The organism is Thermoproteota archaeon (assembly GCA_003352285.1).
Lineage (GTDB): Archaea > Thermoproteota > Nitrososphaeria > Nitrososphaerales > Nitrosopumilaceae > PXYB01.
This window is the reverse complement of the sequence record QQVN01000005.1, coordinates 464,847-489,625: the sequence shown is the minus strand read 5'-3', so window position 1 is coordinate 489,625 and position 24,779 is coordinate 464,847. Positions and strand designations below refer to the sequence as shown.

The following is a 24,779-nucleotide window of genomic DNA, read 5'->3' as shown; positions in this document are numbered from 1 at the left end:
ATGGGACATCACTCTAACTGGCCTGAATGGATTTACATTGGCGTAGTTATTGCATTACTTTGTTGGGTAGGTGCAGAAGCATGGAATGTAGAACGATTAATTGAACATGTTCCAGAAGATGCAAAAATTATCAAAGTAACCGGTCAACAGTGGTTCTGGACATTTGAACACGAAGACGGAACAAAAGAAATAGGTGAACTACATGTTGAAAAGGGCAAAGCCTACAAGTTTGAAATTACATCAAAGGATGTGAATCATTCCTTTAACATTCATGATTATGTTGTTTTAATGGACGCTGTTCCCGGTAGAGTAAACACAGTTTGGTTTGCACCAATGGAGGCAGGAGAACACGACATTCAATGCAAAGAATTCTGTGGATTAATTCACTATAACATGCGAGGAAAGCTAATCGTCGAGGAGCCATCATCTTGAGTTATACTGATATTACAATCAATGTGAGGTCATTCTAATGGTTCTAGAATTACAAAAGCCACGACCAATTTGGCAAATAATGTTCTCCACTCATCACACTGATGTTGGATTACTTTATCTTATTACGTCATTGGCATTTCTCTTTATGGGTGGTGCACTTGCACTTGCAATTAGACTAGAACTATTCTTGCCAGGATCTCAATTCATTGCAGACTCTATGACATTTAATAGAATTTTCACTGTTCATGGTACTACACTGATCTTTTTGTTCATCTTACCATTTGCATCTGCAGTTGGTAACTACTTTGTCCCAATCATGGTTAGATACAAAGACATGGCATATCCAAAACTAAATGCTATAGCATTTTGGATGATTCCACCAGCAGGAGCTCTAATCTGGTTGGGATTTGCTGACTTTACTTGGTATGCAACTCCACCATACTCTATTATCAGCGCTCCTGGTCCAGCTGCCGACATGTGGATCTTTGGACTAAAGATTTTGGGTGTTTCATCAATACTTGGTGCAATTAATTTTGTTGTAACTATAATGAAATGCAAACACCCTGACATGTCACTTGGTCAAGTGCCACTTTTGGCTTGGTCTTTTCTATCCTCATCATTAATTATTCTAGTCGCTCTACCAACATTTGCAGCAGCCTTACTGATGCTATTAACTGATAGATTAGGAGTATCTGGATTCTTCAATCCTGCAATGGGTGGTGACCCAATTGCATATGCTCATCTCTTCTGGTTTACATTCCATCCCGAAGTCTACGTATTGGTAATTCCAGCAATTGGTATGATGTATGAAATTATTCCGCGATTCTCTAGAAAGCCAATATTTAGTCACAGCTCTGGAATCTTTGCATTTGTTCTTTTAGCAATTGTTGGTTTCTCATCATGGGCTCATCACATGTATGCCACAGGAATGTCCTTTACTGAAAAGACAGTATTCATGATAGGAACACTTGCTGCAGTACCCGCATCCGCAATGCACGTCTTTAACTTTTTGGCAACAATGTGGGGTGGCAGAATCAAATTTTCAACTCCTATGATGTGGGCCGTAGGTGGAATTGCATTATTCTTCTCAGCAGGTGCTGGTGGTGTAGTTAACAGTGCAATGCCTTTGGACTTTACAACTCATGACTCTTACTGGGTCGTTGGACACTTCCACTTGTTTGTAATGGGAACAATTGCATTTGGTTCCATTGGTTATCTCTACTACATGTTCCCATATGTTACAGGAAGAATGTATAATGAAAAATTAGGAAATGTTCACTTTATCATGTCATTTATCGGAGCAGTAATGGTCTTCTTTACACAACATGTACTTGGATTGTTTGGAATGCCAAGAAGAATTTACGATTATCCACCAATCCCCGAATGGATTGCAATGAATCAAATTGCAACAGTTGGTGCAATGTTGATTGGAGTTAGCATGGCAATATTCTTAGGTAACATGATTTACAGCGCAGCCAAAGGAAAGCCAGCAGACATGGATGATCCATGGAAGCTTGGAGGCAAATACTATTACCCTTACCAAAACAAGAACCCACATCATGATTAGGAGATTAAAATGAGTCAAACACACCAAGATCCAATTTACAGAACATCACCAGCAAGAACTGGAAAGATGATGGTCATCATGCTAGGCATCTGTATTGCAGGTGGTGCCATCTTCTTTGGTATGTGGGACTATTGGATATCTGCCCCACCACCAGTAGCTCTAATGGGTCAAACAGAAAAAGAAGCTCCTGCACAAGCAACAGGAAAAGATATTCCAATTACTTTGGAATTTGTAGAATCTTCTGATTTTCGTACTTTGGCATTTAATGCATTACCCGGTGAAGAAGGAAATAACCCAACCATTGAAGCAAATGTAGGTGATAAAATCATCTTTGAGGTAATTAACGCAGGTAAATCATTCCATGCATTTGGCGTTACCGCTGATGAGGAGGGATTTGCTGGCATAGTCTCTGGCAGTGAAGTAGCATCTCCAAATAATCCACTAAAACCAGGAGAGTCAGGTAGTGCTGAATTTGTTCCAACAGCTGAAGGCACCTATTACTATATCTGCACTGTTCCAGGACACAGAGAACAAGGAATGGTAGGAAAGATTGTAGTTGGCCCATCAGAAGGACCAGCAGAGGCAGCAGCACCAACAGGAGTCAGTCATGACTTTACAGTTGACTTTGTAGAATCTTCTGATTTTCTAACATTAGCATTTAATGCGTTACCAGGAGAAGAAGGACACAATCCCTCATTTACAGTAAACTCTGGTGATCAAGTAACATTTACTGCAGTAAACAACGGAAAATCATTTCATTCATTTGGTATAGTGTCTGATCCAGAAGACTTTGGAAATACTTTATGGAGTTCAGAAATTGCATCTCCAAATAACCCATTAAAGCCTGGAGAATCCGGTGAAGTAACATTTACTGCAGGAGCACCGGGAACATACTATTACATCTGTACAGTTCCAGGTCATGCATTACAAGGCATGCAAGGCACTTTCACAGTTGAATAATATTGATTTTAAAATATCTCTCTTTAGCTAGTCTCATTGTACTTTACTCACTGATGTTTGTAGGTGGTTATGTATCTGCAGCTGGATTAGGATTAACATGTCCTGACTGGCCACTTTGCCCAAACGGATTGCTTCCAGATGATGAATATTTTACTGAGTGGATGCATAGACTAATTGCAGCTACGACTGGTGCCTTGATAATTGCAACAACCGTTGGTGCATGGGTCTCAAAGGAATCTTATACTAAAATTAAAATCACAAGTGCTTTGGCAACTGCATTTGTTATTACACAAATTACACTAGGTGCACTTGTAATTGACATGAAACTTCATGCAGTTTTAGTAGCAATACATTTGGGTATTGGAGTGCTATTGTTTGCCATGGTTCTACTCACGACTCTATTTGCCTTTAGAATGGGCAAGCAAAAGTCAATTGAAACTAAGGCTTAAACTTTGAGCGAATCATTTTTGGTAGATAGATGTATCCAATTACTACTGCAAAAATAGCTGCTCCAATAGTAATACTTACGATGAAAATGTAACCAAATGGACTTTGGGTACTCATGTTAAAAGTATAGGTGATTACTCCATCCTCTCCTTCTACATCATAGAGATCTACCTTTACGATATGATTGCCCGGATGCTCAAAGACAAATTTTGTCTCCCAATGACTTCCTTCATGAACTTCTGGTCTAAAGGCAGTAATCTGCTCATCATTGAAAAATATCCTGACCCCCATAGTAAAGCGGTCTACCTCGTTATAGTCGCGATCAGTAATTCTAAATAAAATAGTAGACTCTTCATCGATCTGTGGAAATTCTGGCAGTGTGGCAATCTGTACCCTGTTGTTTCCAATTGTCTGCTCTGCTGAATTAAACAGAGAATGAGCATTGACACTAGAAATTTCTGAGATCGCAAAAATTGAGAAAACCACTAAAATCAAAACCAAAAAGTGCTTGGACATGACAGATCTACGCTGTTTGGCGAATATATTGTAAAGGAATTTTTCAACGGGAAATTGTCAAAACCTTTAAATCCAGACCTACAAGAACTTGAATCGTTGACAGTCGTAAGCAAATCAATCGACATCAAAGTTCCTGTTGATTCGGTCTTTACATACTTTGCAAGACCAGAACACGTATCCGATCAAATGTCTGACAAAGGTGTTGGAATGACAGTTATTCCAATGGATATCAAAGAAGGAATGGGTGTTGGAACTACCTTTAGAATCATTGGTGATTTTGGAGGTAAAAGACTAGAGTGGGACTGTGAGACAACAGAATTTATCAGAGAAGAATTGATCACAGCAAAACAAATCGAAGGACCATTCAAAAGATGGGAGATTCGAAACGAGTTCAAGGCACTTGGTGAAAACTTGACCCGAGTCACAATGACTGTTGATTATGAGATGCCATTTGGTCCATTAGGAACCATTATGGATAAAGCAAAATTTGCAAAATCTGCTGAAAAAGGAATGGAGACTGCACTCTTCAAAGTGCGTGGACTCTTAGAAGGAAACGGCTCAATTCCTGTATACATCACACTTGATGCATACCAAAAACTATTGGCAGAAAAGAAAAAGATGAACGACGTTCCAGTTTCAACTGTTTTGACTGCAATTTTAGAAAAATACAACGAAGTCGAAGCAAAAATTTCAAACTAACTTATCTTAACGTTAATAACAAATCCATTTTGTCTACTTGTAGGTGGGTCTATGGCTCAGCCAGGTAGAGCACCGGACTCTTAATCCGGCTGTCGAGGGTTCGAATCCCTCTAGACCCGCTCCGTTATGGCAAAAACTAGAATTTCTTCATACTTTAAACTCGTTTAATTTGGTATCTTATTGATAACAAATTTTCATTTTTTGCCAAGTGTGGTTTATTGACAATGATGACTAGGTACATTTGATGAACATATACGACACAAAGACTGTTCGTTGTATAGAGTGTGGAAAAAATATTGGTGAAGTTGACTATGACGCAGAGATCATTCGTCCAAAGTGTGGACAATGCTCAAATCCTATTCCAAGCGCAGAAGACAAATTTCAATACTCTGTAACTGCAATAAAGAGTCATCTTAAGCATTAATCGTATACCCATAAATTGTAAAATTTAATCAAATTTTCAAACAAATGTTTCATTACTTTTCTGCCAACTCTAAATACCTGAAACAATAATGATAATCATGCAGGCCTATGTTTTGTTATCATGTGTAAGTGGTTATGAAAAAGAAATCATTAGTGAACTAAAGTCAATATCTACAGTAGTTGAAGTAAATGGGATATGGGGAAAATATGATATTTTTGTAAAAATCTCATCCATGGAATTACTCGGGATTGAAAAAACTATTGAAAAGATTCGCTCCATCAAACAGATTACAGCTAGTGACACCATGCATGTAATCTACGGACAGGGTGGTAGTGTAGATGAGCTTGATAAGGGATAACTAATTCAGATTTAAAACATCATAGTATGATTTTGGAATCATATCTTGTGCTTTGAACAGCACATTATTCACTGCAGTATCTAGCACATATGTCACTGCCCAATCATCCTCGCTTCTAATAGAACGCCCAAATCCTTGTAATAACTTCATCAGCGTTTGTGATGTGTACCATAAAGGAAATTTTTTCATCTTCACATTAACGCGCTTTTCCATGTAATTTGGGTATGGGACTTTTGCAATAATTTGAAATCGCGATAAATCATCTTTTAGATCTACTCCCTCCCATAAAGAAGATGAAAGCAATACGCTGGAATTATTCTCTTTATGTTCTGCTAACACCTGCTCTTGTGTCTTTCCATCTGCGTTTACACTATGACAAATTTTTATTCGTTCTTTGTTTTGTTGCGATAGATGTTTTAGAATATTATAGCATCTTGAAATTGATGATGTAAGAACTAGGCCCCGCTCATCTGAATGCTCTGTTAGCAACTCATCAATTTTTTTTATAACTTCTAATTCATCTTCCTGTGTTGCACCGTAGCTTAATCTTCTGACATTTAGAAAATTTATTCTTCTACTTTCAATGGGAAATGGTGATTTTGGTGTGTCAACAAAAGCAATCTCGTCTTGACTCATTCCGGTATTCTCACAAAAGCTTTTCTTATCTAGAGTGGCTGACATGAATATCTGATATTCTGATGTAAAAAATGATTTTACAAAACTTGAGATATCAATTGGTTTTATTGAAATTGATCTAAAGTCACCATAAACGTCATTTTCTGGATTATTTATTACAAAATTTTCCTTATCAGTTACAATATCTACTCGTGCATTTGCAACTCTCTCATACTTTCTTTCAAGCTTTGATATCTGCTCATAATCTGGATTTCTCTGAAATTCCCTACTCTCTTTGATATCTCTGATTCTTGCAGAATAATAATCTGCCATGGTATCAATCATAGTAATCATAGAGTCAATATCACTGGAATCATAATCATTGAATTTTAGACCACACTCTTCTAGCTGGCCTTTAAAGACATCAATTCCTACAAACTGGATTACCTGATCCTCTATCTTATGAGCCTCATCAAAAATTGAAACCTTTCTTTCTAGATACTTTGCAAATAACTTTCGATTATACTTCATAATTTGAAAGTATGAATGATAATTCCACAGGGAATGTGCTGATACTAGAGCCTGATACTTTTGCAAATAATACAGACATGCATCTGAGCAATCTTCATTCTCCTCAATGCTTGATATCTTTGGCTTGTACTTGCAAATTTCCGTAATCTCTTTTCCATTTTTTGTAGTCTTTTCCTCGCACTGACCCTTGTCGCATGTAAGTCCCCATCTCATAGCTCGTCTTGGGATGGTTACTTTTTCAGAATCCATCAGTTTCAGGCACGGAAAATTTTGCTTTCCTTTGACTGCCATTAAAAATGAGAAATCCTTGGTATACTGGTCCTGGAGATGTTTTGATGCAGTTACCACAAATGAGCTATCAAAATATCGAGCCAAAGTGGCCCCGATCAAGGACTTTCCCACACCAGTAGGCGCACAGAGGATGATCTTTTTGTATCCTGACTTTATCTTCTCCTCGATCTCAGATAGTATTTCTTTTTGAATATTCCTTGGAGTGAACTCCTTTGGAAACTGTTGTAAAAGACTCAGGCTTTGAGTTTAGTTGATGGGTATTAAAACTATATTTTGATTTTATTTCTAACTAAATATGGGGAGCTATTTGACAAGAAAAATTTATTCTAATGAAATCTCAATATCATTTTCAAATTCTTTTGGAAGATCTTTCCACCATACTTTACTTTCTGCCATTTCAATCAAACGAGAGAGAATTGGTTTATAGATCTTGCGGTCAAAAAACCAACCGCATCGATCTTTACATATAACAATTGCTACAAAATGGAACTGATCTTTTCTGCCCTTCAGTTAAATGATATCGATCAAAGTTTTACTGGGGGAAACAACAACTGTCAATTGAAAAACACTGTCCAATGTGTGGGAGAATAATTAAGCTTGGAGATGAAAACTGCAAAGACTGTCAAACAAACAAGATTCAAAAATTCGAGCAAAAAAACTGATTATATAAAGATGAGATTTACTATTTCTTTTATTATGCCTGATTCATGCCTAGATATTTGAAAAACATCGAGCATTTGTCTAGATTTTATACACAAATAGTATTTATGGACCCGTCCTAGGATGAGCTCAAAGATGAAACCAAAAAAGATACACCACAAGCTTCTAAACAAAATTAGGGGCGAAGCAGTAAACAAGGAGATTAAGATATGTGTCGACTGTGGAAGTACAACAATTTCAATTAATGAAAAACACATCACATGCAAAGACTGTGGCTCTTCTCATAGATTTGCAAAAGAACACCATTCATTCAAATTTCATCCTGGAGAACTAGTCCAGATAATTGATTCTGGAAAAGGTCCCAGCATCATTTACAAAATTGCCAAAATTTCTCAAGATTCTGATGGCATTATACACTATACCCTAAAATCAAAATCAAATCCAATTACACTATTCTATCATGAAAACCATGATTCTTTTCTTGAAAAAGTAACATCACGCTAGCTTTCTAACTAGAACAAATCTTGATTTTTCAGGATCAATCTCTTCGTGCATCTCTACATTGCTGATTATCTTTACTTTGTAATTCATCCATCTTTCCAGCATGTTTCTTCCTTTTCGATTATTTTGCTCATCTATGATGTTATTTGCACCATAGATCTCACAATTTACTACATATCTTTTTGATACCCGAAAAATCTCCTTTATTCCCTCATCAATTTCCTCATCATCCAAATAATTGAAAAAACCATGAGTAAATACAAGATCAATTGATGAATCCTCATAGGGCAGCTTTGTCACTTTTCCTACTTTGAAATTCACAGTTGGATTTCTCTTTTTTGCAATCTCTATGATTTTTTCATTTGAATCAATTCCATGTGAATCAATATTTTCTGTAAAAAGCTTCAAATCATTTCCTGCATTGCAGCCAACCTCCATAACGCTTGAACAGCGCAGAGAAACTACTAGATCCCTGATAAACTTGGCAAACTCTTCGTTATAATGTAAATCTGCATCCTCTGCATATTTTTCCCAAAACTCCCTATTCATTATGCTTACACATACATGGAATCATTTTTGTATCAAAGGTACAATCATGGGGTCCATCAGATTTACCATCAACAGGAATCTCCTTCATACAGTCATCATGTCTGCCCTTTTGGCAAAACCAGCAAATTTTACTTGTATTTCCAGGGGAACAACTATCCATTTTCTATCCTAACAAGATATACTAACATTAAATGTATTTTAACCAAGGAAGAAATCTCTCGTCTTTTCCCATTGCAACATCCATGAAAGTTTTTTGTAATGCTTTTGTGATCTTTCCAGGCTTTGCATCTCCAATCTTTATCTTGTCTATCTGTGTAACTGATTTTACTTCGGCAGCTGTTCCTGTCATGAACACTTCGTCTGCAGCATATAGATCCTCCCTATCAAGATCTGTTTCAATAACATAACCGCCATTTTCTTCAATTATCTGAATTACACTGTCCCGTGTGATTCCCTCTAAAATTCCTGCAGACATTGGGGGAGTCATTATTTGATCATCTTTTACAATGAAAATGTTTTCTGCACTACCTTCTGAGACTTTGCCGTGATAATTTAACATGATTGCCTCATCGTATCCGTTATCCAAAGCTTCCATTCTTGCAAGTGCGGCATTTGCATAGTTTGATGCAGCCTTTGCCTTCATTGGCTGAGCTCTTGAATCTATCTTTATCCAGCTTGAAATTTTACACTTTGCACCTGAAAACTTTCCTGCCTTTGATTCACCCATCTTCCACTCCCAGCATGCAATTGCAACATCAACGTTGTTTTGAGTTGGTGTTAGGCCCATTGTTCCATAGCCGTAATATGCAATTGGACGAATGTAGCATTCTTTTAGCTTGCTCTCCTTAACTGTTTTAATTATAGCATCAGAGATTTGTTTCTTGGAAAAATTCATCTTCATTGAATAGAGCTTTGCAGATTTGAATAATCTGTCAATGTGCTCAGGTAATCGGAAAATAGCAGAACCCTTTGGTGTATCATAACATCTTATTCCTTCAAACACTGATGTAGAATAATGTAATGCATGTGTCAAAACATGTACTTTTGCATCCTTGAATGGAACAAATTTTCCATTCATCCAAATCTTTCCGATCTCTTTCATAGAAAATTGGAATAACAATAGTAATTTAAAGAATTATCTTGAATCTTCAGAATCTTCCTCAGAATCCTCTAGTGTCTTCTTTGTGGGTCTAGTGGGGATGTAGATTCCACGCATTTACAATTCTGGGAATAGTGAATTAATATGGAAAAGTGTGATTGGAATAAAAAAACAGGTTTAGAGTTTTTCATTTCATTATACCTAAACATGATCTATATAGATCAGCTCTAAATAGCTGAATTGTGTATACAAGATAGAGCGTGTTTTGGGTAACGCCAGGGCGGATTCTAGATTTAGGCCCGAGAAAAAACCCACCTTGGCACTTTTGGTGATTTCACCATTAGGGCCAATTTAGAATTATCAAACAAACTTTATCTTAGATTTTTCATCATGGATTGCACGGATTGCATTTTTTATGTTGTCCCCGGAATCCTCAACTACAATAATTATTCTTGATGTCTCTTCTTGTGCATCCATGTTTAGTATGTTTAATCCAGCTTCACCAATCTTTGCACTTGCCTTTGATGCAATCTGTTGTACTCTCCACATCTCATCGCCGATTAATGTGATTACTCCCCTGTTGTATGTTATGGTTGCAAGTGAATCAAAACCTAACAGATACTTTTCGTTTCTTTTAACATAATCCCCATCCAAAAATAAAATTCTGGTAAATTCTATCCCATCCTTTGTGTACGGAGATAATACAATAAACTCGCTGTATCGCTTTAACTTTTCTAGAGATTCTAGCAACCTTACTGCAGACTCACTTTCAATTCTAAATATTGCGCAATTTTTCTTTCCTGTTACAATTTTGAGTGGATGACCGTTTTGTTTATCAGGAGTTCTTTTGATTACAGTTGTCTTTGCAGGATTTTTCATGTTAGTGACTATGATTGGCATGTCTGCTCCGTTTTCAAGGATCTCCTTGATAGCTATTGGATCAAGAATTTTCATTCCAAACATTCCTGCCAGACGCGCTTCATTAAATGAAAGCTGTGACACCTCATCTAAGCCATCTGATACTATTTTTGGATCGGCAGAAACTACAGAGCTATCCTTTTCAAAGTCAATCTGTGTGTTGAATTTTTTGTGAAATAAAATTCCAAGATCAGCTGCTGTCCTATCTGATCCGCCTCTTTCATATGTTGTTGTTATTCCATCAGCGGTTTTTCCAATAAATCCGCCAATTGATACTATGTCATTTTGTTTTAACAGTGATTCAATAGGAGCAATTCGTTCAGCTGATTTTGAATAAAGAAAATTTGTAGACTCTATGTTGCTATCTGTAATGATTGGCCATGACTCAAAATCAACTGCTGCTGATTTTATCCCCTTTCCTTTTAGAATGTAATTCATTACCTGTGACATTAAAATCTCACCTGAGAATGCAAGTGCATTTGAGCGATCCTCATTTGCAAAATCTTTCTTTTCTTGGGCTAGGACCAAGGCGTCTTTTGCCTTTTGCAGATACTCTTCAATTGTCTTTTTGCAAGCCTCTTGATATTCCGTACTGACCAAGTCTAGAATCTTTGAATATGCATTTGAGACCTTCTCCAGAGTAAAACTCTCTCCGTTTTCGGCCTTTTGGCCAATCTCTAGTATTACATCGGTGATGGACCTTGTCTTTCCATCATCAATTGTAAGTGGTGCTGAAAATACAGCGATAATCTTGGAATTTTTCTTTAGTTCTGTAATCCTTTGAATAATAATTGGTATTGATAGACCATCAGGACCTATTGCACTACCGCCGAACTTTGCAACAACTAGATTTTCCATTTTAAGAGTAAAGTGCAAGCACTCCATCTATTAATCATTGGTTCACTTTGTAATTTCTGCAATCAATTTTGCGGCATTTTTAGCCCCCTTTGCTTGAATTGGGGTTCTGTTTCTTTTTGCATACTTTGGAATCAGCTCATCTAGCTTGAATATGTCATCATAGGAAAATCCTGCTTCCTTTGCATTGTCTTCTTGCTCAAAGTGATTCCTTATTGGAATAAAAATTCCTGGAGTGCCATACGCGTTTGCCTCATCTATTGTAGACTTACCTGCAAGTGACACAACAACATCTGCTGCATAAATTGCCTCATGCAAATTTTCTAAAAATCCTAAATTTCTTATCTCTTTGAATTCTTCTTTAATTGATGGTCCAGAAACTAGTACCAGCTCAAAGTCACCAAGCTTGGATGTTGCCTCTATAGTTTTTTTAATCAAATATAGTCCTGCATCTGTTCCTCCAATACTTAACAGAATGGTTTTTTTTGAAAAAGAAAACTTTTCTCTTAATTCTTCTCTTGAGTGGTTAGTTTCTCTAACAATTGGTCCTACTCTGTAGATGTTTCCTTCGTTTGCACCATTTTCAGGAAGTATAACTATGTCAGATTTTTTTATAATCTCTTTCATGGATTTGTTCATCTTTTTTTCTATTATTCCAACAATTCCATTTGTGAATTTTGTCTCTAAAATATCCGTAATTAGAACAGTTGGAATCTTTCTTTCTTGAGCTACAGTTAATGATGCAAAATCTTCATCGCTAACAACAACTCTTGGATTTTCATCTTGAATTATTTCTGATGAAATGTTTTTGCATTCTTTGTAGTACTTGTAGTATTGCCAAAGCCACTTTGCAGAGCCTTGCAATGAACCACTTTGGACATCAAAGTTTGGTGGTACATATGCATCATTTACACCAAATCCATATTTTTTGATTAATTTTGCAGCGCTAGTCCCTGATGTGAATTTGATTGTAAATTCATTGAGATATTTTGCAATTGCAATATCTCTTGATGCATGTCCTAATCCAATGGGACTAGAAAAAAATGAAATCGTCATGACAGAAAATTACGTTAATTACATTTCTAGCTTTTTCATTCTCAAAGTTTAAATGGATTTTAACAAGGAAGTTTGCTGGGCCCATGGTCCAGATCGGTTATGACGTCGCCCTTACACGGCGAAAATCCAGGGTTCAAATCCCTGTGGGCCCATTTGGACTTTAACCATTTAGGTTCAACTCCTTTAATATGGAAAATAACTTCTAAAATCGTGGTGAAACAATCAATTTGGGTAGGAATTACTATTGGGGTATTTTTTGTAGGACTTGCAGTAGGATTTGCAGTTTTTCAAACCCCAGATCTATCTACGGTCTCATCATCCAATGAATTGGAAAAATACAAGATTGCTGAACAACTTGCAAATCAGCATCTTGAAACATTTGATGAATTAGATTTTGATGTCTTTACTAATCAACAATGGCAGAGACTCCATGAGAGTCACTCGCAGGATATTGTTGTTCACTGGCCAGACGGGCGTACAACAGAGGGCATTGAACCACATATTGAGGATCTAAAAGCCATGTTTGTTTATGCTCCAGACACGCGGATTCAACAACATCCAATCAAGATAGCATCTGGGCAATGGACAAGTGTGATTGGAATTATTGAGGGTACATTTACAGAACCGATGCCTTTGCCAGATGGAAGCTCAATTCCTCCAACTGGAAAATCTTTCAAGCTTACAATGAATACCGTTGGCTATTGGGAAAATGGCGTGATGACTGAAGAATACTTGTTTTGGGATAACCTGGAATTCATGAAACAGATTGGATTGGCTTAATCATTTCATCTATCTTAATTTTTTAAAAAAAGCATTCGAGTCCATCTAACTTGAAATAGATTTACAAACTAAGCAAAAACTAAGGAAAATCTTAGATGATTCTTAGATTCCAAAAATTTCTTTAGATCATTCTTTTATAGTATATGTTCTGTTTTTTGATAATGAACAGTCTACTATCATTCTCAGTTCTTGTCTTTGCAATTGCCGGATTCTTGATAATGCCAATTCAAAATGATGCATTTGCTACAAAAGATGACAATAGTGGCAAGGCAAAAGGATGTGAGAATGCAAATGAGAATAGTAAAGCAAAAGAGAAAAATCCGCACTGTGAAACTGTAACTATAGATCCAACAAGCGGTCCTGTTGGAACAGCATTTACAATAATTGATCCTGAAGGACGTATTCAATCAGGAGATACTGCAGTATTTTTCCTTGAGGGAACTGATCCATCCGATGGAGCTGTAGCAGACAATGTTTCAGTATCTGCTGATGGAACAACTTTGACAGGAAATGTGCCTTTTGGATTGCCAGCTGATTTGCAATATTATGTTCATGTGTCTGGCAGTGGCGCACAACCTGAACGATTTGCACATTTACCATTCCTTGTCACTGCCGGTTCTGCTGGCGGCGGATTTTAGAATCTGTAGAGAAAATTAATTTCTTTTTGAAAAAATTTTAGATTTTTGGGACCAAAAAGATTTGAACCATTTTAGGAATTAACACTTTTCACGCCTAAATGCGCCCAAAATATTGCCCATTATGGTGGTAGAGTCCCTGTGGGCCCATTTTTGGCATTTCAAGAGGAAAAATTTTTAAAAAATCTGTTACAAGGCTTTGTCCTTAAGGTCAGCAACCGGGCAGTAAGCCGACGAGAGGACCTGCTTAAGACCAGCAACGAGATAGGAGTTTGCCGGTGACAGCAGCAGTTTAAGGCCTTCTCTGTTTGAAGAAGGCGACAACTGAAGCCCTTGTAATTATAGATACATCGTAATGATATTTAACTAGTGCTAAGAGTTATGCCTAGTGCTAAAAAATGAAAACTTTCGGACAGTCTAATTTTAGTATCAAATAGATCAAAGAATTATGTGACACAAAAAGAGCGAAGCCCATTATGGTATGCATTACCACTTGTCTTTAGTATAGTTGGCGCCATCATTGCGTACTATATTTTAAGAAAAGATGATCCTACAAAGGCAAAAAACTCATTATGGATTGGAATATGTCTTTTGGCATTTTATCTGGCATATTATCTAGTATTTTCTGTAATGCTTGAAATGTTTGAATTTTCCTAGTATTTGTTTAAATCATTTCTTACGATTAATGTTCAATGACAAATCAATCCCCAAAGGATTTAGTACCGCATTTCTTTGGTCAAACTGCTAGTACCTATGATAAAGTTGTACTTTTTACAACCTTTGGAAAGGATAACTATTGGAAAAACGAAATAATAAACAAAATAAAATCCCCAGAATCAATTTTAGATCTAGCCTGTGGAACAGGAATCTTAACTGGAAAATTAGCAAAAAAGTTCCCAAAATCAGAAATCATTGGGATTGATATATCACAAGATTATCTCAAAATGGCAGAAAAGAACTCTTCAACATTTTCAAATATTTCATTTTTACATCAAGATGCTGAAAATCTTAATCTTGATTTAAAATTTGATTGTATATGTTCATCATATATTCCAAAGTATTGTAATCCTGAAAAGCTTGTAAAAAATTGCATTGCTCATCTTAATTCTAACGGTCAAATCATCTTCCATGATTTTTCTTATCCAAAAAATAATCTAATAAAAAAACTTTGGAATTCGTATTTTGTTTTATTGAACTTGCTTGGAATTTTCCTACCTGCTTGGAAGTATGCTTTTGCAGAGCTTCCAAAGCTTATCAGGTCAAGTAATTGGGTTTTTTCCTACAAGCAAGAACTTGAAAAAAATGACTTTCAAGTAAAAGTCCAATATCTGACATGGGACTCATCAGTTATTTTGTATGCAGAAAAGCCTCAATCTACGAAATAAAATAGAATTTTAAAACAAAGTACGAAATCGTTCCTAAAACCACCCCCAGAGATAGCATTTTCAAGACTAATTCCTTTCGTTTAATGAGATTGATATCACCATCGTTGAGTTTTAGTAATTTGTAGGGCCTTGATGTAGATATCAAAGCATATGTAATCAGAGCTGTTATTGCCGCTATGATTATGGTTTCATAGGATATTGAATTTGTCTGAATAGCAGATCCTGCAAATACCGGTAATACTCCCCATGAAATAATTGTAGAAGTTTTGTTGTGAAATTTTCCACCAAACCACTCTAGATTATATGCAAATAGGAAAAATCCTTCTAAAATTCCAATGGGAAATAGTAACGGCGAATCTAAGAATGCATAATAGATTCCAATTGCAAATGAAATTCCTAGAGCCCCTAGAGCAATGCTCCATACTTTTCTCTTTGGCAAGTTTCCCCATGGTTTTGTCTTTCCTCCTACTGCATCAAGTAAATGAGCGCTTATTCCAAGTGCCAAAAAATAGATTATGCATATTGCAACAATTCTTTCTATATCCATTGGTCCAGAAATTGCACCAAGTGCTGCAAAACAAGTAACAATTGCAGTGTAAGGCAAAAATAAAATTCCTATACTTTTACGAAATCTATTTGATCCAAATTTTGGAACAAACCACTCTGATGTTCTGTCTACTTGCAATGGATATCAATAGGGATTCATTGCTTATATGATAAGATGCTTCAAAAGAGTCATGTTATTTAATAGAAAAAACAATTATTTTTGTTGAAAAAATATCAGAACTTAATTAAAAAAGGAATCAATGAATCACTAGAAAAAATCCCATTTCATAAAAAAGCTCCAATAAAACGTCTGTCTATGCTTAGTAAATCAATAATTCCAGAATCTGATACTCATATTGCAGTACACTTTGTTGATGCCTCAAAAAAACTTCCAGAGTATAGTCAATTGCATAAGCATAACCATGATGAAATTAATCTCATACTCTCTGAGAGTTCAAAATTAAAATATCAAATACAAATTGAGGATGAATCTTACACAGTAACTTCCCCATCGACAATCTTTATCCCAAAAGGACTTAGGCACAGTGCCCAGGCTATATCAGGAAAAGGAATATTCGTATGCGTGATATTATCTGACAAATATTCTTCAAAATAAGACCTGACTAAACCTCGTTACAGTCAGGAAGTTTCCCATACTCACTTTTGTAGCTGTTTAAGAGCTGTTCCTTTTTCTCAACTGGATTTTCAACGAAAAGCTTCTGATACGTATGGGTTTTTTGTTTGCATTCATTATTCTCAAAATTTGTATCAAGATATTTTGTAAATTGATTTTGTAAGTTCTCACTATCTCCAATGAATAATACGTTTAATTTTTTATCATAAAGGACATAAACTGCTGGTTTTGGTTTTACAAACCTTGCACTATCCAACCACAATTGCACTTTTTCTCCTAGAATTTCCATCTTCCTTCTATGTCTATTCTAGATGCTAATTATCTTCCGAATTCTGCTCTTGTAGGCAATTTATGCAAAGATGCTTTCCTTGTAATGGGAAAAATGTATAATTGTGTATGTATCCTGTTTTGCAAGCCATATTACCAAAAATAATCACTCGATGATTAGAAGAAGTTGGTGAGTTAATTCTGCCTTGTAAGGTAAAATTTACTTCGATCAAAGTCAGTTTGACATATAGTACTTTGCAGCGCACTCTTGGGAGCAAAACTCACTTGTGAAAAGATCAAACTCCTTCTGGCAATTTTTACACTTTACATTCATGCTAGAATCCCAGAACCTGTATGTTGTCACTCCAAGCAATGTCTGCCTTGTTGAAGACTTCTTTTATTTTTGAAGCGCAATCAGAAGGAACAGCAATGTAAAACTGCATTAATTTTCCAGCAGATTTTCCACTAGTAATGACTGTTTTTGGAAAATCTTGAAACTCTTCCTTTGTAATTTGATCAGTTAACTCACTGCACATCTTTGCCTCACCAATGTATACCTGACCAGTTTCTGAATGAATTCCTATGATGTCTGGAGCATGCCTTTTTAGCTCCATTGGTTTTTTGTAGCCTGGATAATTTGCATAATGAACTTTGATCTTTTTTGACTCAAAATACTCAATCAACTCCCTGAGTAATGATTCATGACTCTGCCTTCCTTTCAAATTATCCCCGTTAACATCTTTGAAAATATCATAAACATCGAGTGAAAACAGGATACATTAAAGTTTGTAAATCTAAATCAAATTCAGGCCCATTTACTGTGATTAGTTCTTATAACAGAGTAATTCATTCAGGGCATGTCAGAAGACAGAAAAATGTACCCTTGTACATGTTCAGACTGCGGCAAAGAATCAGAAGTTCCTTTCCAACCAAAAGAAGGACGACCGGTTTATTGCCGAGAATGTTTACCAAAACATAGAAGTAAAAGATTTTAAGAAATTCTAGTTTAAATTAATTTTAAATTTAATTATCTTATCAGAAATTTACTACATTTTTTTCTATTTTTTATTATAGAGTAATCTATGCCTATTTGCAACTAGGCGTGAGTATCCAAAAACATGCTAAAACCAAGAAAACACGCATAATGCACTAGTACTTATAATCTGAAAATCTATGATATAGTGAATATTATCTATGGTTTTGAAAAATTATCAAGCAGATAGCATTTGTGGACGTTGTAGAAAAAATTCAATGGTTACAGATAATGTAACTGGAGAAAAATTTTGTGGAAGTTGTGGATATGTTGATTCTGGTGTGATAGTAGATTCAAGTCAAGAGTGGCGTTCGTTTTCTGATGACACCGGAGATAGAGCCCGTGCAGGTTCTCCAACATCATTGACAATGCACGACATGGGACTTGCAACCGTGATTAATCCTGTTAACCGTGATGCAACAGGCAAGCCCCTTACATCCTCTATGCGTACAACAATTGAAAGACTGCGAACATGGGATAGCCGCAGCCAGACACATGATGCATCAGATAGGAATCTTCGAATAGCGTTTGGTGAACTCAACAGACTAAAAGACAAACTTTCTCTTTCTGATTCAGTTGTAGAAAAAGCAGCATACATTTACAGAAAAGCTATTGATAAAAAACTCGTAAGAGGCCGTTCTATTTCCGGAATGATTGGCTCTGCACTATATGCTGCATGTCGTGATACAGCAGTACCAAGAACTATCAAAGATGTTGCAGCAGCATCTAACATTAAGAAAAAAGACATCGCAAGATGTTATCGTCTACTTGTAAAAGAATTGGACCTAAAAATGCCAGTTACTGATTCAATTCAATGTGTTGCACGAATTGCAAGTACAATTAACATATCCGAAAAAACAAAACGTTATGCAATCAAGGTTTTAAAAACTGCCCAACAAAATGAAGAATCTGCAGGAAAAGATCCAATGGGGTTAGCTGCTGCAGCATTATACCTGTCTTGTGTTAAAAATGGCGAAGACAAGACTCAGAAGGATGTAGCAGAAGCAGCAAATGTTACTGAAGTTACTATCCGAAATCGTTACAAGGGACTAAAAGAAGTATAATTCTTAATTCTTCTTAATACTGCAGCAGCTATTGTTTTGAAGGCCACGTGCCACCCAATATACTGAAAAAATTAAAACTCCTACTGAAATGAATTTTAATTCCAAACCTTGCATGGGAAACAATGATAGTCCTCCTATTGCGCCAAGGATTACTGCCAATGGAGCAGTACATGCGGGACAGCCAGGTGTAAATGCAGCAAATGCTCCACCTAAGACTGCAGAAGAGTTTGATTTTACTGAATTCATCATCTTCATTCTCTTCATCTTGTATGCAATCATTGCAAAATTTATTCCAGCTAATGCAGAGATGACTACAGTAAGCGCAACAGATGTAATAACATAAGATGGTGCAAGTTCTAATTCAGCATTAAAATGAATTGGCAGCATTGACATTGTCAGGAAAAAGTAAATTATTCCCAATCCAAGACCACTTACTATAGCAATCATTGAATATTTTTTCATCTTCAATACGCTTGAAATTAATTGTAGTTTTGTTGCCAAGTACACTAAATTACCAAATCTGCTATTTTAACCGTTTTTGCTCTGTAAAGATATTTAGCCACAAACCTGATACTCAAAATATGGCAGACTTTACCGCTGATGAAAAAATAATTCTAATCCAGTATGCAATAAAAAAATACGAAAATGAGGAAGAGGTACTTTCAAAGCTGAAAACAATCTTGCCAGAAAAGGACGTCCAAAGAAACATCGATACTTTGATTGGAACTCAAAGAGTCAGACGAATTGGACCTGAAATAATTCAAAACAACGAAAGCCATACCGAACTGCCTGAACTTCCTGAAAAACTAAAACCAATTATTGATGGATTATAAACTAGTGAAAATTTTTAATATTGAATCCCTTTAGAACAGCCATGCAAAAAACTCTCGTACTATCAAGCATTTTGATTGCTTTTCTGATTTTACCTTTATCGTCGGTATCCTTTGCGCACCCACACTCCGGAATGATTGGAGTTAATGGTCATACACATACTCCCCAAACTGAAATCTTTCCAATAGATGCTACTATGGGAGTTGAAAAGTCAACTGTTTTCTTTCACGCACCTGCAGACAACGTTCTTCCATGGGCATTTGTTGAGGGAAAAATTGCAAATCATGTAAAGGACTACCCTGTAATTATCCAAATGTACCAGAATGGTGAACCTGCACGCTTTGCTCAAGCTGTAGTAAATGAAGATGGAACGTATGAATACAAATTTCGAGTAAGAAGTGTGGATGATGGACAGGTTACTCGCTCATTTACAGGCGACTATACTGTTGTGATTTACAAAGTAGTATATCTGCATCCAAACTTGGATACTGCCTAAAATCCTCGCAGTCCTTTTGGTCTGATTACCTCAGGATGTTTTTTCATCCATGAAATTTTATCCAGCATATCCTGCTTATCTTGTGGAAATGTGCCCTTTATTGTATAAGCATTAGAACCGTGATTTGCCCTAAAGACAACCTCATCTTTAACATCAATCTGAGAAATTAGATCCTCAAGCTCATCTAGTGCTTGTTCATCTGATACTGGAACAAACTCCTCACCAAACTTTGTTAGGAATTCATCCTTGATTCCATTTTCCAAGTATAATGTTAATGCCCCAACATAATTTGGAGAGCATGCACTGATTACTTCTGCAGTTCCTCGAATGTGTTCTTTTGAGTACTTGGAACCGCCTAGTCCCAATATCACCATGCACGACATTGTATATCCTACATCTTTTGCTTTGTTGACTGCCTTGATTATTGTTTTAGCTATTGCACCTTTTGTTACTTTTTTTAGAATTACATCAGAGCCGCTCTCAATTCCAAGATAAAACATTGTTAATCCAGCATCATGCATTCTTTTTAGCTCTTCAGGAGTTTTTTTTAAGATGTTCATTGGCATTGCATAGCATGATATTCTTTCAAGATTTTGAAATTTTTCTTTGATATATTTTACAACTTTGACCATGTATTCCGTATCTAGATTTAATGCATCCCCATCAGCAAGAAAGATTCTTTGAGTATCTGGAAGCTGTTTTGCCATCATGTCGATTTCTAATTTTACTTCGTCCCAAGGGCGCTCGCTGTACTCTTTTGATCTGTACATGTCACAGAAAGAACATTCGTTAAAAGAACATCCTAGTGTTACTTGAAAGATTAATGATCTTGCTTCAGATGGTGGTCTGTATAATGGATAGTCATAATTTAGCATCATAATACTACATTAGTAATTACATTAATTTATTCTTACTATGAATTTTTTTGATCAATTAAGCCCAAAATACCTTTTAGTAGAGTCACTTAAGAAATCTTGAATTATTTATGGCCAATGATCCTCATGCCAAACGTCTTTTGTGGTTTGTCTTTGCAGGCTCTCGAGGCGGAATTAATCGATTAAAAATTATTCAATCATTGAAAAATCAACCATCAAATACGAACCAATTGGCAAAAGAATTTGGATTAGATTACAAAGCAATTCAGCATCACATCAAAGTTTTAGAAAAAAATAACATGATAATCAAAGAGGGTGAAAAATATGCAATCACATATTTTGTATCTCCTTTTTTAGAAGTGAACCTGGAGACGTTTGAGGAAATTGCAAGGAAATTGGATAAAAGTACATAAATCTACGAGGTCGAAAGTTTTCTAATGGAACCTACCTCAGCTATTCTTTCTATTGTGTCCATTGCAAATATGGTCATTCTTGGTATTCTGATTGGAATATTTGGAAAGATGTATGTTAAAACAAAGGCACAGCTACCGCTGGGTCTGATTGTTGTTGCAGGCATGTTATTTTTGCACAACATCATTGGTTCTATGGCATACTTTTCTATGCATGAAATATTTTCGCATGAAATATTTCCATACATGTTAGGTGTTGGCATTGCAGAACTTATTGGCTTGTTAATATTCCTCAAAATTACGTTGGACTAGCCTTGGTTTATTTGCTGGATTAATAACAAAATTCTATGAAACAAAAATACAAGGAATACTTTGGATTAAACAAAAACATTCTCATTGCATTTGCAGCATCTATTACAATTTCTGCAGTTGTGGCCCAATTACTTGCTGGCCAAGAGGATTATCTTAACACCACGTATACATTGATTGTCGACTATACTGTGTTTTTTTCCGTTTTTGGTGGATTGTTTTACTTAGATAATAGAAAAAAATACAAGCTAAAATCAGGAGAGACTGATAAAGCACGCTTAAAATCTGACCTAATCAAAATTGTCTCATCATTAGGAATTGGAGAAGTCGTTTACACCATAGTTCGATGGATTTTACAATATTATCTGTTAACAATTGAATATGATCCATACATTGCATCCATAGTTTCACAGGGAATTTCTACAATTGTCTATATGATCGTAATAAATTTGAGTGTCAAGTTGACTAGGTTGTATAAGGATGACAATTAGCGTTTATGTTGATGGTTCCGGAGGCTCTGATTCGGGGTATGGCTTCTTTGTAAAAGAGACTGGGGAATCATTTTATGAAAAAAAACCAGACATTACAAATAACCAAGCAGAATATTTGGCAATAATTTCTGCTCTAAAAAAATTTGTAGATACTAAGGAACCTCTTGAAATTTTCAGTGATTCAAAAAATACTGTATCGCAACTTAATCATGAATTTGCAATAAACAATGAGCAGCTTAGGGAGCTGGCCCGTGAGGCATGGTCGCTAATTGGAAGATTCCCTAATCTGAAAATTACTTGGGTTCCAAGGAAAGAAAATCTCGCTGGCAAAATGCTTGGAAGCTAGATCGGCCTTTGATGAATAACTTTATTATGGAAATTGTTTTGATCCATTTTCGTTAATGTCTGAATCCGTTTTTCTATCACCAAAATCAATTGCAATAATTGGTGCATCAGATAAACGAGGAAGCGTCGGACGAACCATTACTTCTAATATTATGAATGGATTCAAAGGAACTGTTTTTCCAATTAGCCCAACTAGACCAACTGTATTTTACAAAAAAGCATACAAGACAGTTTTAGATGTGCCAAAACCAATTGATCTTGCAGTCATTGTTACAAAAAATACAATCGTTCCAACTGTACTAGAAGAATGCGGTAAGAAAAAGATCAAGGGTGCAATTGTAATCACAGCTGGATTCAAAGAAGTAGATGAAGAAGGCGCAAAATTAGAACAACGACTAAAAGACATTGCAAAACAATACAATATCAAAATTATTGGTCCAAACTGTCTTGGCGTAATGAATTTAGATCCAAAGACGATGATGAACTCTACATTTCTCAAAGTTACTCCAAAATCAGGTAGTATTGCTCTTGTTTCTCAAAGTGGTGCAATCTGCGCAGCACTAGTTGAAGACGCAAGTGCACAAGACATTGGATTTTCAGCAGTAGTCAGCATGGGTAACAAGGCAGCAATGAGCGAAATTGATGTCTTAAACATGCTGGCAAACCACAAACAAACCAAAGTTATTGTGATGTATCTTGAGGACATGGGAAATGGTCAACAATTTCTCAAGGTTTGCAGAAATATCACAAGAAAACTCAAAAAACCAATTATAATTTTAAAATCTGGTCGTAGTCCTGAAGGTGCAAAAGCTGCAATGTCACACACTGGTGCACTGATGGGCTCTGATGAAATCTACGATGCATTACTAAAACAATCTGGTGCACTCAGAGTTGATACAATGGAGGAGCTCTTTGATTACGCTGTGGCATTCTCAAAGCAACCACTTCCAGCAAAAGGTGATTTAGTTATTGTCTCAAACGCAGGCGGTCCTGCAATTATCTCAACTGATGCATGCTCAAAGATGGGAATCAAGATGGCAAAGATTGAAAACATTAGGCCAAAGATTGATGCAGTAATTCCACCTTGGGGCAGCTCACGAAATCCCGTTGATATCGTTGGGGATGCTGATTTTAATAGATTCCATCATGTGTTGGATCTTGTTTTAGCTCATCCAAAAGTTGGCTCTGTAATTTCAATGTGTACACCATCTGGTACTCTAGATTATGATCAACTAGCGGAAGTAATTGTTGCAATGTCAAAAAAATACAAAAAGACAATGCTTGCCAGCTTGATGGGATTAGATGAAGGAGTTACAAATCGTGAAGTCTTATCAAATGGTGGAGTTCCATACTTTACCTATGCAGAGGGCGCAATTCGTGCACTAAACGCAATGTTGACCTTTTCAAAATCTGTAAACTCTCCATTGGGAACTGTTACAAAATTCAAAGCTGACAAGGCAAAGGTAAAGAAAATTTTTGATAATGTAAAGAAGGAGGGACGACCAAATCTTCTAGAAGAAGAAGGACAAGAGGTTTTACGTGCATATGGCTTTCCTTTACCAAAGAGTATTCTTGCAAAAAATGAAGCAGATGCTGTAAAGAATGCAAAAAAGATTGGGTATCCTGTTGTAATGAAGATTGCATCCCCACAAATTATTCACAAATCAGATGCAGGGGGAGTCAAAGTTAATCTCAAAAATGAACAAGAAGTAAAGTCTGCCTTTAAGGAAATCGTATCCAATGCTAAAAAATACAACAAAAAAGCCGAAATCAAAGGCGTTTTGATTGTCGAAATGGTCAAAGGAGGAAAGGAGATGATTATCGGTTCTAAACTAGAACCAGGAATGGGACCAGTTATCATGCTTGGAATGGGTGGAATCTATGTTGAGGTACTAAAAGATGTGACATTCAAGCTAGCACCTGTAACAAACAAAGAAGCAGACGACATGATCTCTTCAATTAAGATGAAAAAGATTCTAGAAGGCGTAAGGGGAGAAAAGCCATCTGATAAAGCTAAACTGTCTGAATGCATTCAACGACTCTCCCAGCTTGTAACTGATTTCAAGGAAATAAAAGAACTAGACATGAATCCAGTCTTGGTAATGGAAAAAGGCAAAGGATGCAAGATCCTTGATGTCCGAATAGGACTTTAGATGATAGAAGTATCATTCCTGCCTGGATCTTTAGAATATTTATACAA

Annotated in this window: 33 protein-coding genes and 2 tRNA genes; 24 read left to right on the top strand and 11 right to left on the bottom strand. The window is 36.2% G+C overall.

The features are described 5' to 3' along the window. From DWQ18_09135 to DWQ18_09120, 4 genes are read left to right on the top strand one after another with little or no spacing between them, the layout of a single operon-like run. A complete protein-coding gene (locus DWQ18_09135) occupies window positions 1-432 on the top strand; it encodes a hypothetical protein (GenBank protein ID RDJ33294.1) in 432 nt (143 codons plus the stop codon). A gap of 37 nt (window positions 433-469) precedes the next feature. Continuing rightward, a complete protein-coding gene (locus DWQ18_09130) occupies window positions 470-1,999 on the top strand; it encodes a cytochrome c oxidase subunit I (protein ID RDJ33293.1) in 1,530 nt (509 codons plus the stop codon). Between the two features lie 9 nt (window positions 2,000-2,008). After that, window positions 2,009-2,959, top strand: coding sequence for a hypothetical protein (locus DWQ18_09125; protein ID RDJ33292.1), 951 nt, complete (start codon window positions 2,009-2,011; stop codon window positions 2,957-2,959). 2 nt (window positions 2,960-2,961) lie between these two features. Continuing rightward, window positions 2,962-3,408 (top strand): cytochrome oxidase assembly protein, encoded by a 447-nt coding sequence (locus DWQ18_09120; protein ID RDJ33291.1) that lies wholly within the window; start codon window positions 2,962-2,964, stop codon window positions 3,406-3,408. Here the strand turns inward: DWQ18_09120 and DWQ18_09115 are convergent. After that, entirely contained in the window at window positions 3,398-3,922 is a 525-nt protein-coding gene (locus DWQ18_09115) for a hypothetical protein (GenBank protein RDJ33290.1), read from the bottom strand. The two genes, DWQ18_09120 and DWQ18_09115, sit on opposite strands and share 11 nt — an antisense overlap. Window positions 3,923-4,018: 96 nt before the next feature. Here DWQ18_09115 and DWQ18_09110 point away from each other — a divergent pair, with 96 nt between their 5' ends. From DWQ18_09110 to DWQ18_09095, 4 genes are all read left to right on the top strand, one after another. After that, entirely contained in the window at window positions 4,019-4,621 is a 603-nt protein-coding gene (locus DWQ18_09110; protein ID RDJ33463.1) for an SRPBCC family protein, read from the top strand. Window positions 4,622-4,666: 45 nt separating this feature from the next. Next, a tRNA-Lys gene (locus DWQ18_09105) sits at window positions 4,667-4,740 on the top strand. Between the two features lie 125 nt (window positions 4,741-4,865). After that, complete coding sequence (locus DWQ18_09100; GenBank protein RDJ33289.1) at window positions 4,866-5,045, top strand: hypothetical protein; 180 nt, start codon at window positions 4,866-4,868, stop codon at window positions 5,043-5,045. A 97-nt stretch (window positions 5,046-5,142) separates the two neighbouring features. Further along, on the top strand, window positions 5,143-5,403 hold the full coding sequence (locus DWQ18_09095) for an Lrp/AsnC family transcriptional regulator (GenBank protein ID RDJ33462.1): 261 nt from the start codon (window positions 5,143-5,145) through the stop codon (window positions 5,401-5,403). Here the strand turns inward: DWQ18_09095 and DWQ18_09090 are convergent, their stop codons facing one another. Continuing rightward, the gene (locus DWQ18_09090; protein RDJ33288.1) at window positions 5,404-7,077 is read right to left on the bottom strand and encodes a helicase; all 1,674 of its coding nucleotides are present in this window, start codon (window positions 7,075-7,077) and stop codon (window positions 5,404-5,406) included. Window positions 7,078-7,623: 546 nt separating this feature from the next. Between DWQ18_09090 and DWQ18_09085 the strand changes: the two genes are divergently transcribed. Continuing rightward, entirely contained in the window at window positions 7,624-8,004 is a 381-nt protein-coding gene (locus tag DWQ18_09085; GenBank protein RDJ33287.1) for a hypothetical protein, read from the top strand. Here the strand turns inward: DWQ18_09085 and DWQ18_09080 are convergent. The 4 genes from DWQ18_09080 to DWQ18_09065 all read right to left on the bottom strand — a co-directional run bounded on the left by DWQ18_09080 (window position 7,996) and on the right by DWQ18_09065 (window position 12,478). Then, entirely contained in the window at window positions 7,996-8,550 is a 555-nt protein-coding gene (locus DWQ18_09080; GenBank protein ID RDJ33286.1) for a class I SAM-dependent methyltransferase, read from the bottom strand. The genes DWQ18_09085 and DWQ18_09080 overlap by 9 nt on opposite strands. Before the next feature lie 187 nt (window positions 8,551-8,737). After that, a complete protein-coding gene (locus DWQ18_09075) occupies window positions 8,738-9,652 on the bottom strand; it encodes a branched-chain amino acid transaminase (protein ID RDJ33285.1) in 915 nt (304 codons plus the stop codon). Window positions 9,653-10,009: 357 nt separating this feature from the next. Beyond that, the gene (locus tag DWQ18_09070; GenBank protein ID RDJ33461.1) at window positions 10,010-11,425 is read right to left on the bottom strand and encodes an aspartate kinase; all 1,416 of its coding nucleotides are present in this window, start codon (window positions 11,423-11,425) and stop codon (window positions 10,010-10,012) included. 42 nt (window positions 11,426-11,467) lie between these two features. Further along, window positions 11,468-12,478, bottom strand: coding sequence for a UDP-glucuronosyltransferase (locus DWQ18_09065; protein RDJ33284.1), 1,011 nt, complete (start codon window positions 12,476-12,478; stop codon window positions 11,468-11,470). A gap of 77 nt (window positions 12,479-12,555) precedes the next feature. Between DWQ18_09065 and DWQ18_09060 the strand changes: the two genes are divergently transcribed. The 5 genes from DWQ18_09060 (at window position 12,556) to DWQ18_09040 (ending at window position 15,278) form a co-directional block, all read left to right on the top strand. Further along, window positions 12,556-12,630 (top strand) — tRNA-Val (locus DWQ18_09060). 58 nt (window positions 12,631-12,688) lie between these two features. After that, complete coding sequence (locus DWQ18_09055) at window positions 12,689-13,258, top strand: polyketide cyclase (protein ID RDJ33283.1); 570 nt, start codon at window positions 12,689-12,691, stop codon at window positions 13,256-13,258. Window positions 13,259-13,419: 161 nt separating this feature from the next. After that, window positions 13,420-13,896 (top strand): hypothetical protein, encoded by a 477-nt coding sequence (locus tag DWQ18_09050; protein ID RDJ33282.1) that lies wholly within the window; start codon window positions 13,420-13,422, stop codon window positions 13,894-13,896. 447 nt (window positions 13,897-14,343) lie between these two features. After that, window positions 14,344-14,550 (top strand): hypothetical protein, encoded by a 207-nt coding sequence (locus DWQ18_09045; protein ID RDJ33281.1) that lies wholly within the window; start codon window positions 14,344-14,346, stop codon window positions 14,548-14,550. A gap of 35 nt (window positions 14,551-14,585) precedes the next feature. Further along, window positions 14,586-15,278 (top strand): methyltransferase domain-containing protein, encoded by a 693-nt coding sequence (locus tag DWQ18_09040; protein RDJ33280.1) that lies wholly within the window; start codon window positions 14,586-14,588, stop codon window positions 15,276-15,278. Here DWQ18_09040 and DWQ18_09035 read toward each other — a convergent pair. Next, a complete protein-coding gene (locus DWQ18_09035) occupies window positions 15,268-15,963 on the bottom strand; it encodes a hypothetical protein (GenBank protein ID RDJ33279.1) in 696 nt (231 codons plus the stop codon). The genes DWQ18_09040 and DWQ18_09035 overlap by 11 nt on opposite strands. 84 nt (window positions 15,964-16,047) lie before the next feature. Here DWQ18_09035 and DWQ18_09030 point away from each other — a divergent pair, with 84 nt between their 5' ends. Continuing rightward, the gene (locus tag DWQ18_09030) at window positions 16,048-16,440 is read left to right on the top strand and encodes a 2-isopropylmalate synthase (protein RDJ33278.1); all 393 of its coding nucleotides are present in this window, start codon (window positions 16,048-16,050) and stop codon (window positions 16,438-16,440) included. A 7-nt stretch (window positions 16,441-16,447) separates the two neighbouring features. On the opposite strand, the gene DWQ18_09025 is transcribed toward DWQ18_09030, so the two are convergent. Beyond that, window positions 16,448-16,747 carry a hypothetical protein gene (locus tag DWQ18_09025; GenBank protein ID RDJ33277.1) on the bottom strand — a complete coding sequence of 100 codons (300 nt, stop codon included), beginning with the start codon at window positions 16,745-16,747 and terminating at the stop codon, window positions 16,448-16,450. Between the two features lie 313 nt (window positions 16,748-17,060). Beyond that, window positions 17,061-17,408 carry a hypothetical protein gene (locus DWQ18_09020; protein ID RDJ33276.1) on the bottom strand — a complete coding sequence of 116 codons (348 nt, stop codon included), beginning with the start codon at window positions 17,406-17,408 and terminating at the stop codon, window positions 17,061-17,063. Between the two features lie 174 nt (window positions 17,409-17,582). Between DWQ18_09020 and DWQ18_09015 the strand changes: the two genes are divergently transcribed. Beyond that, the gene (locus tag DWQ18_09015; protein ID RDJ33275.1) at window positions 17,583-17,720 is read left to right on the top strand and encodes a DNA-directed RNA polymerase; all 138 of its coding nucleotides are present in this window, start codon (window positions 17,583-17,585) and stop codon (window positions 17,718-17,720) included. A gap of 199 nt (window positions 17,721-17,919) precedes the next feature. Further along, window positions 17,920-18,822, top strand: coding sequence for a transcription initiation factor IIB (tfb, locus tag DWQ18_09010; protein ID RDJ33274.1), 903 nt, complete (start codon window positions 17,920-17,922; stop codon window positions 18,820-18,822). 3 nt (window positions 18,823-18,825) lie between these two features. Here tfb and DWQ18_09005 read toward each other — a convergent pair whose 3' ends face one another. After that, a complete protein-coding gene (locus DWQ18_09005; protein ID RDJ33273.1) occupies window positions 18,826-19,323 on the bottom strand; it encodes a hypothetical protein in 498 nt (165 codons plus the stop codon). A gap of 80 nt (window positions 19,324-19,403) precedes the next feature. On the opposite strand from DWQ18_09005, the gene DWQ18_09000 reads away from it, so the two are divergent. Together DWQ18_09000 and DWQ18_08995 are read left to right on the top strand one after the other, a co-directional pair. Further along, on the top strand, window positions 19,404-19,655 hold the full coding sequence (locus DWQ18_09000; GenBank protein ID RDJ33272.1) for a hypothetical protein: 252 nt from the start codon (window positions 19,404-19,406) through the stop codon (window positions 19,653-19,655). A 41-nt stretch (window positions 19,656-19,696) separates the two neighbouring features. After that, the gene (locus tag DWQ18_08995; protein RDJ33271.1) at window positions 19,697-20,149 is read left to right on the top strand and encodes a hypothetical protein; all 453 of its coding nucleotides are present in this window, start codon (window positions 19,697-19,699) and stop codon (window positions 20,147-20,149) included. Here the strand turns inward: DWQ18_08995 and DWQ18_08990 are convergent. Continuing rightward, entirely contained in the window at window positions 20,146-21,027 is an 882-nt protein-coding gene (locus DWQ18_08990; GenBank protein RDJ33270.1) for a radical SAM protein, read from the bottom strand. The two genes, DWQ18_08995 and DWQ18_08990, sit on opposite strands and share 4 nt — an antisense overlap. 107 nt (window positions 21,028-21,134) lie before the next feature. Here DWQ18_08990 and DWQ18_08985 point away from each other — a divergent pair, with 107 nt between their 5' ends. From DWQ18_08985 to DWQ18_08965, 5 genes are read left to right on the top strand one after another with little or no spacing between them, the layout of a single operon-like run. After that, the gene (locus DWQ18_08985; GenBank protein ID RDJ33269.1) at window positions 21,135-21,437 is read left to right on the top strand and encodes an ArsR family transcriptional regulator; all 303 of its coding nucleotides are present in this window, start codon (window positions 21,135-21,137) and stop codon (window positions 21,435-21,437) included. 24 nt (window positions 21,438-21,461) lie between these two features. After that, a complete protein-coding gene (locus DWQ18_08980) occupies window positions 21,462-21,746 on the top strand; it encodes a hypothetical protein (GenBank protein ID RDJ33268.1) in 285 nt (94 codons plus the stop codon). 35 nt (window positions 21,747-21,781) lie between these two features. Further along, window positions 21,782-22,234 carry a hypothetical protein gene (locus DWQ18_08975; GenBank protein RDJ33267.1) on the top strand — a complete coding sequence of 151 codons (453 nt, stop codon included), beginning with the start codon at window positions 21,782-21,784 and terminating at the stop codon, window positions 22,232-22,234. Beyond that, entirely contained in the window at window positions 22,224-22,580 is a 357-nt protein-coding gene (locus DWQ18_08970) for a ribonuclease HI (protein ID RDJ33266.1), read from the top strand. Before DWQ18_08975 ends, DWQ18_08970 begins: the two co-directional genes overlap by 11 nt. A gap of 55 nt (window positions 22,581-22,635) precedes the next feature. Next, window positions 22,636-24,732, top strand: coding sequence for a CoA-binding protein (locus tag DWQ18_08965; GenBank protein RDJ33265.1), 2,097 nt, complete (start codon window positions 22,636-22,638; stop codon window positions 24,730-24,732). The last annotated feature ends 47 nt before the right edge of the window (window positions 24,733-24,779 follow it).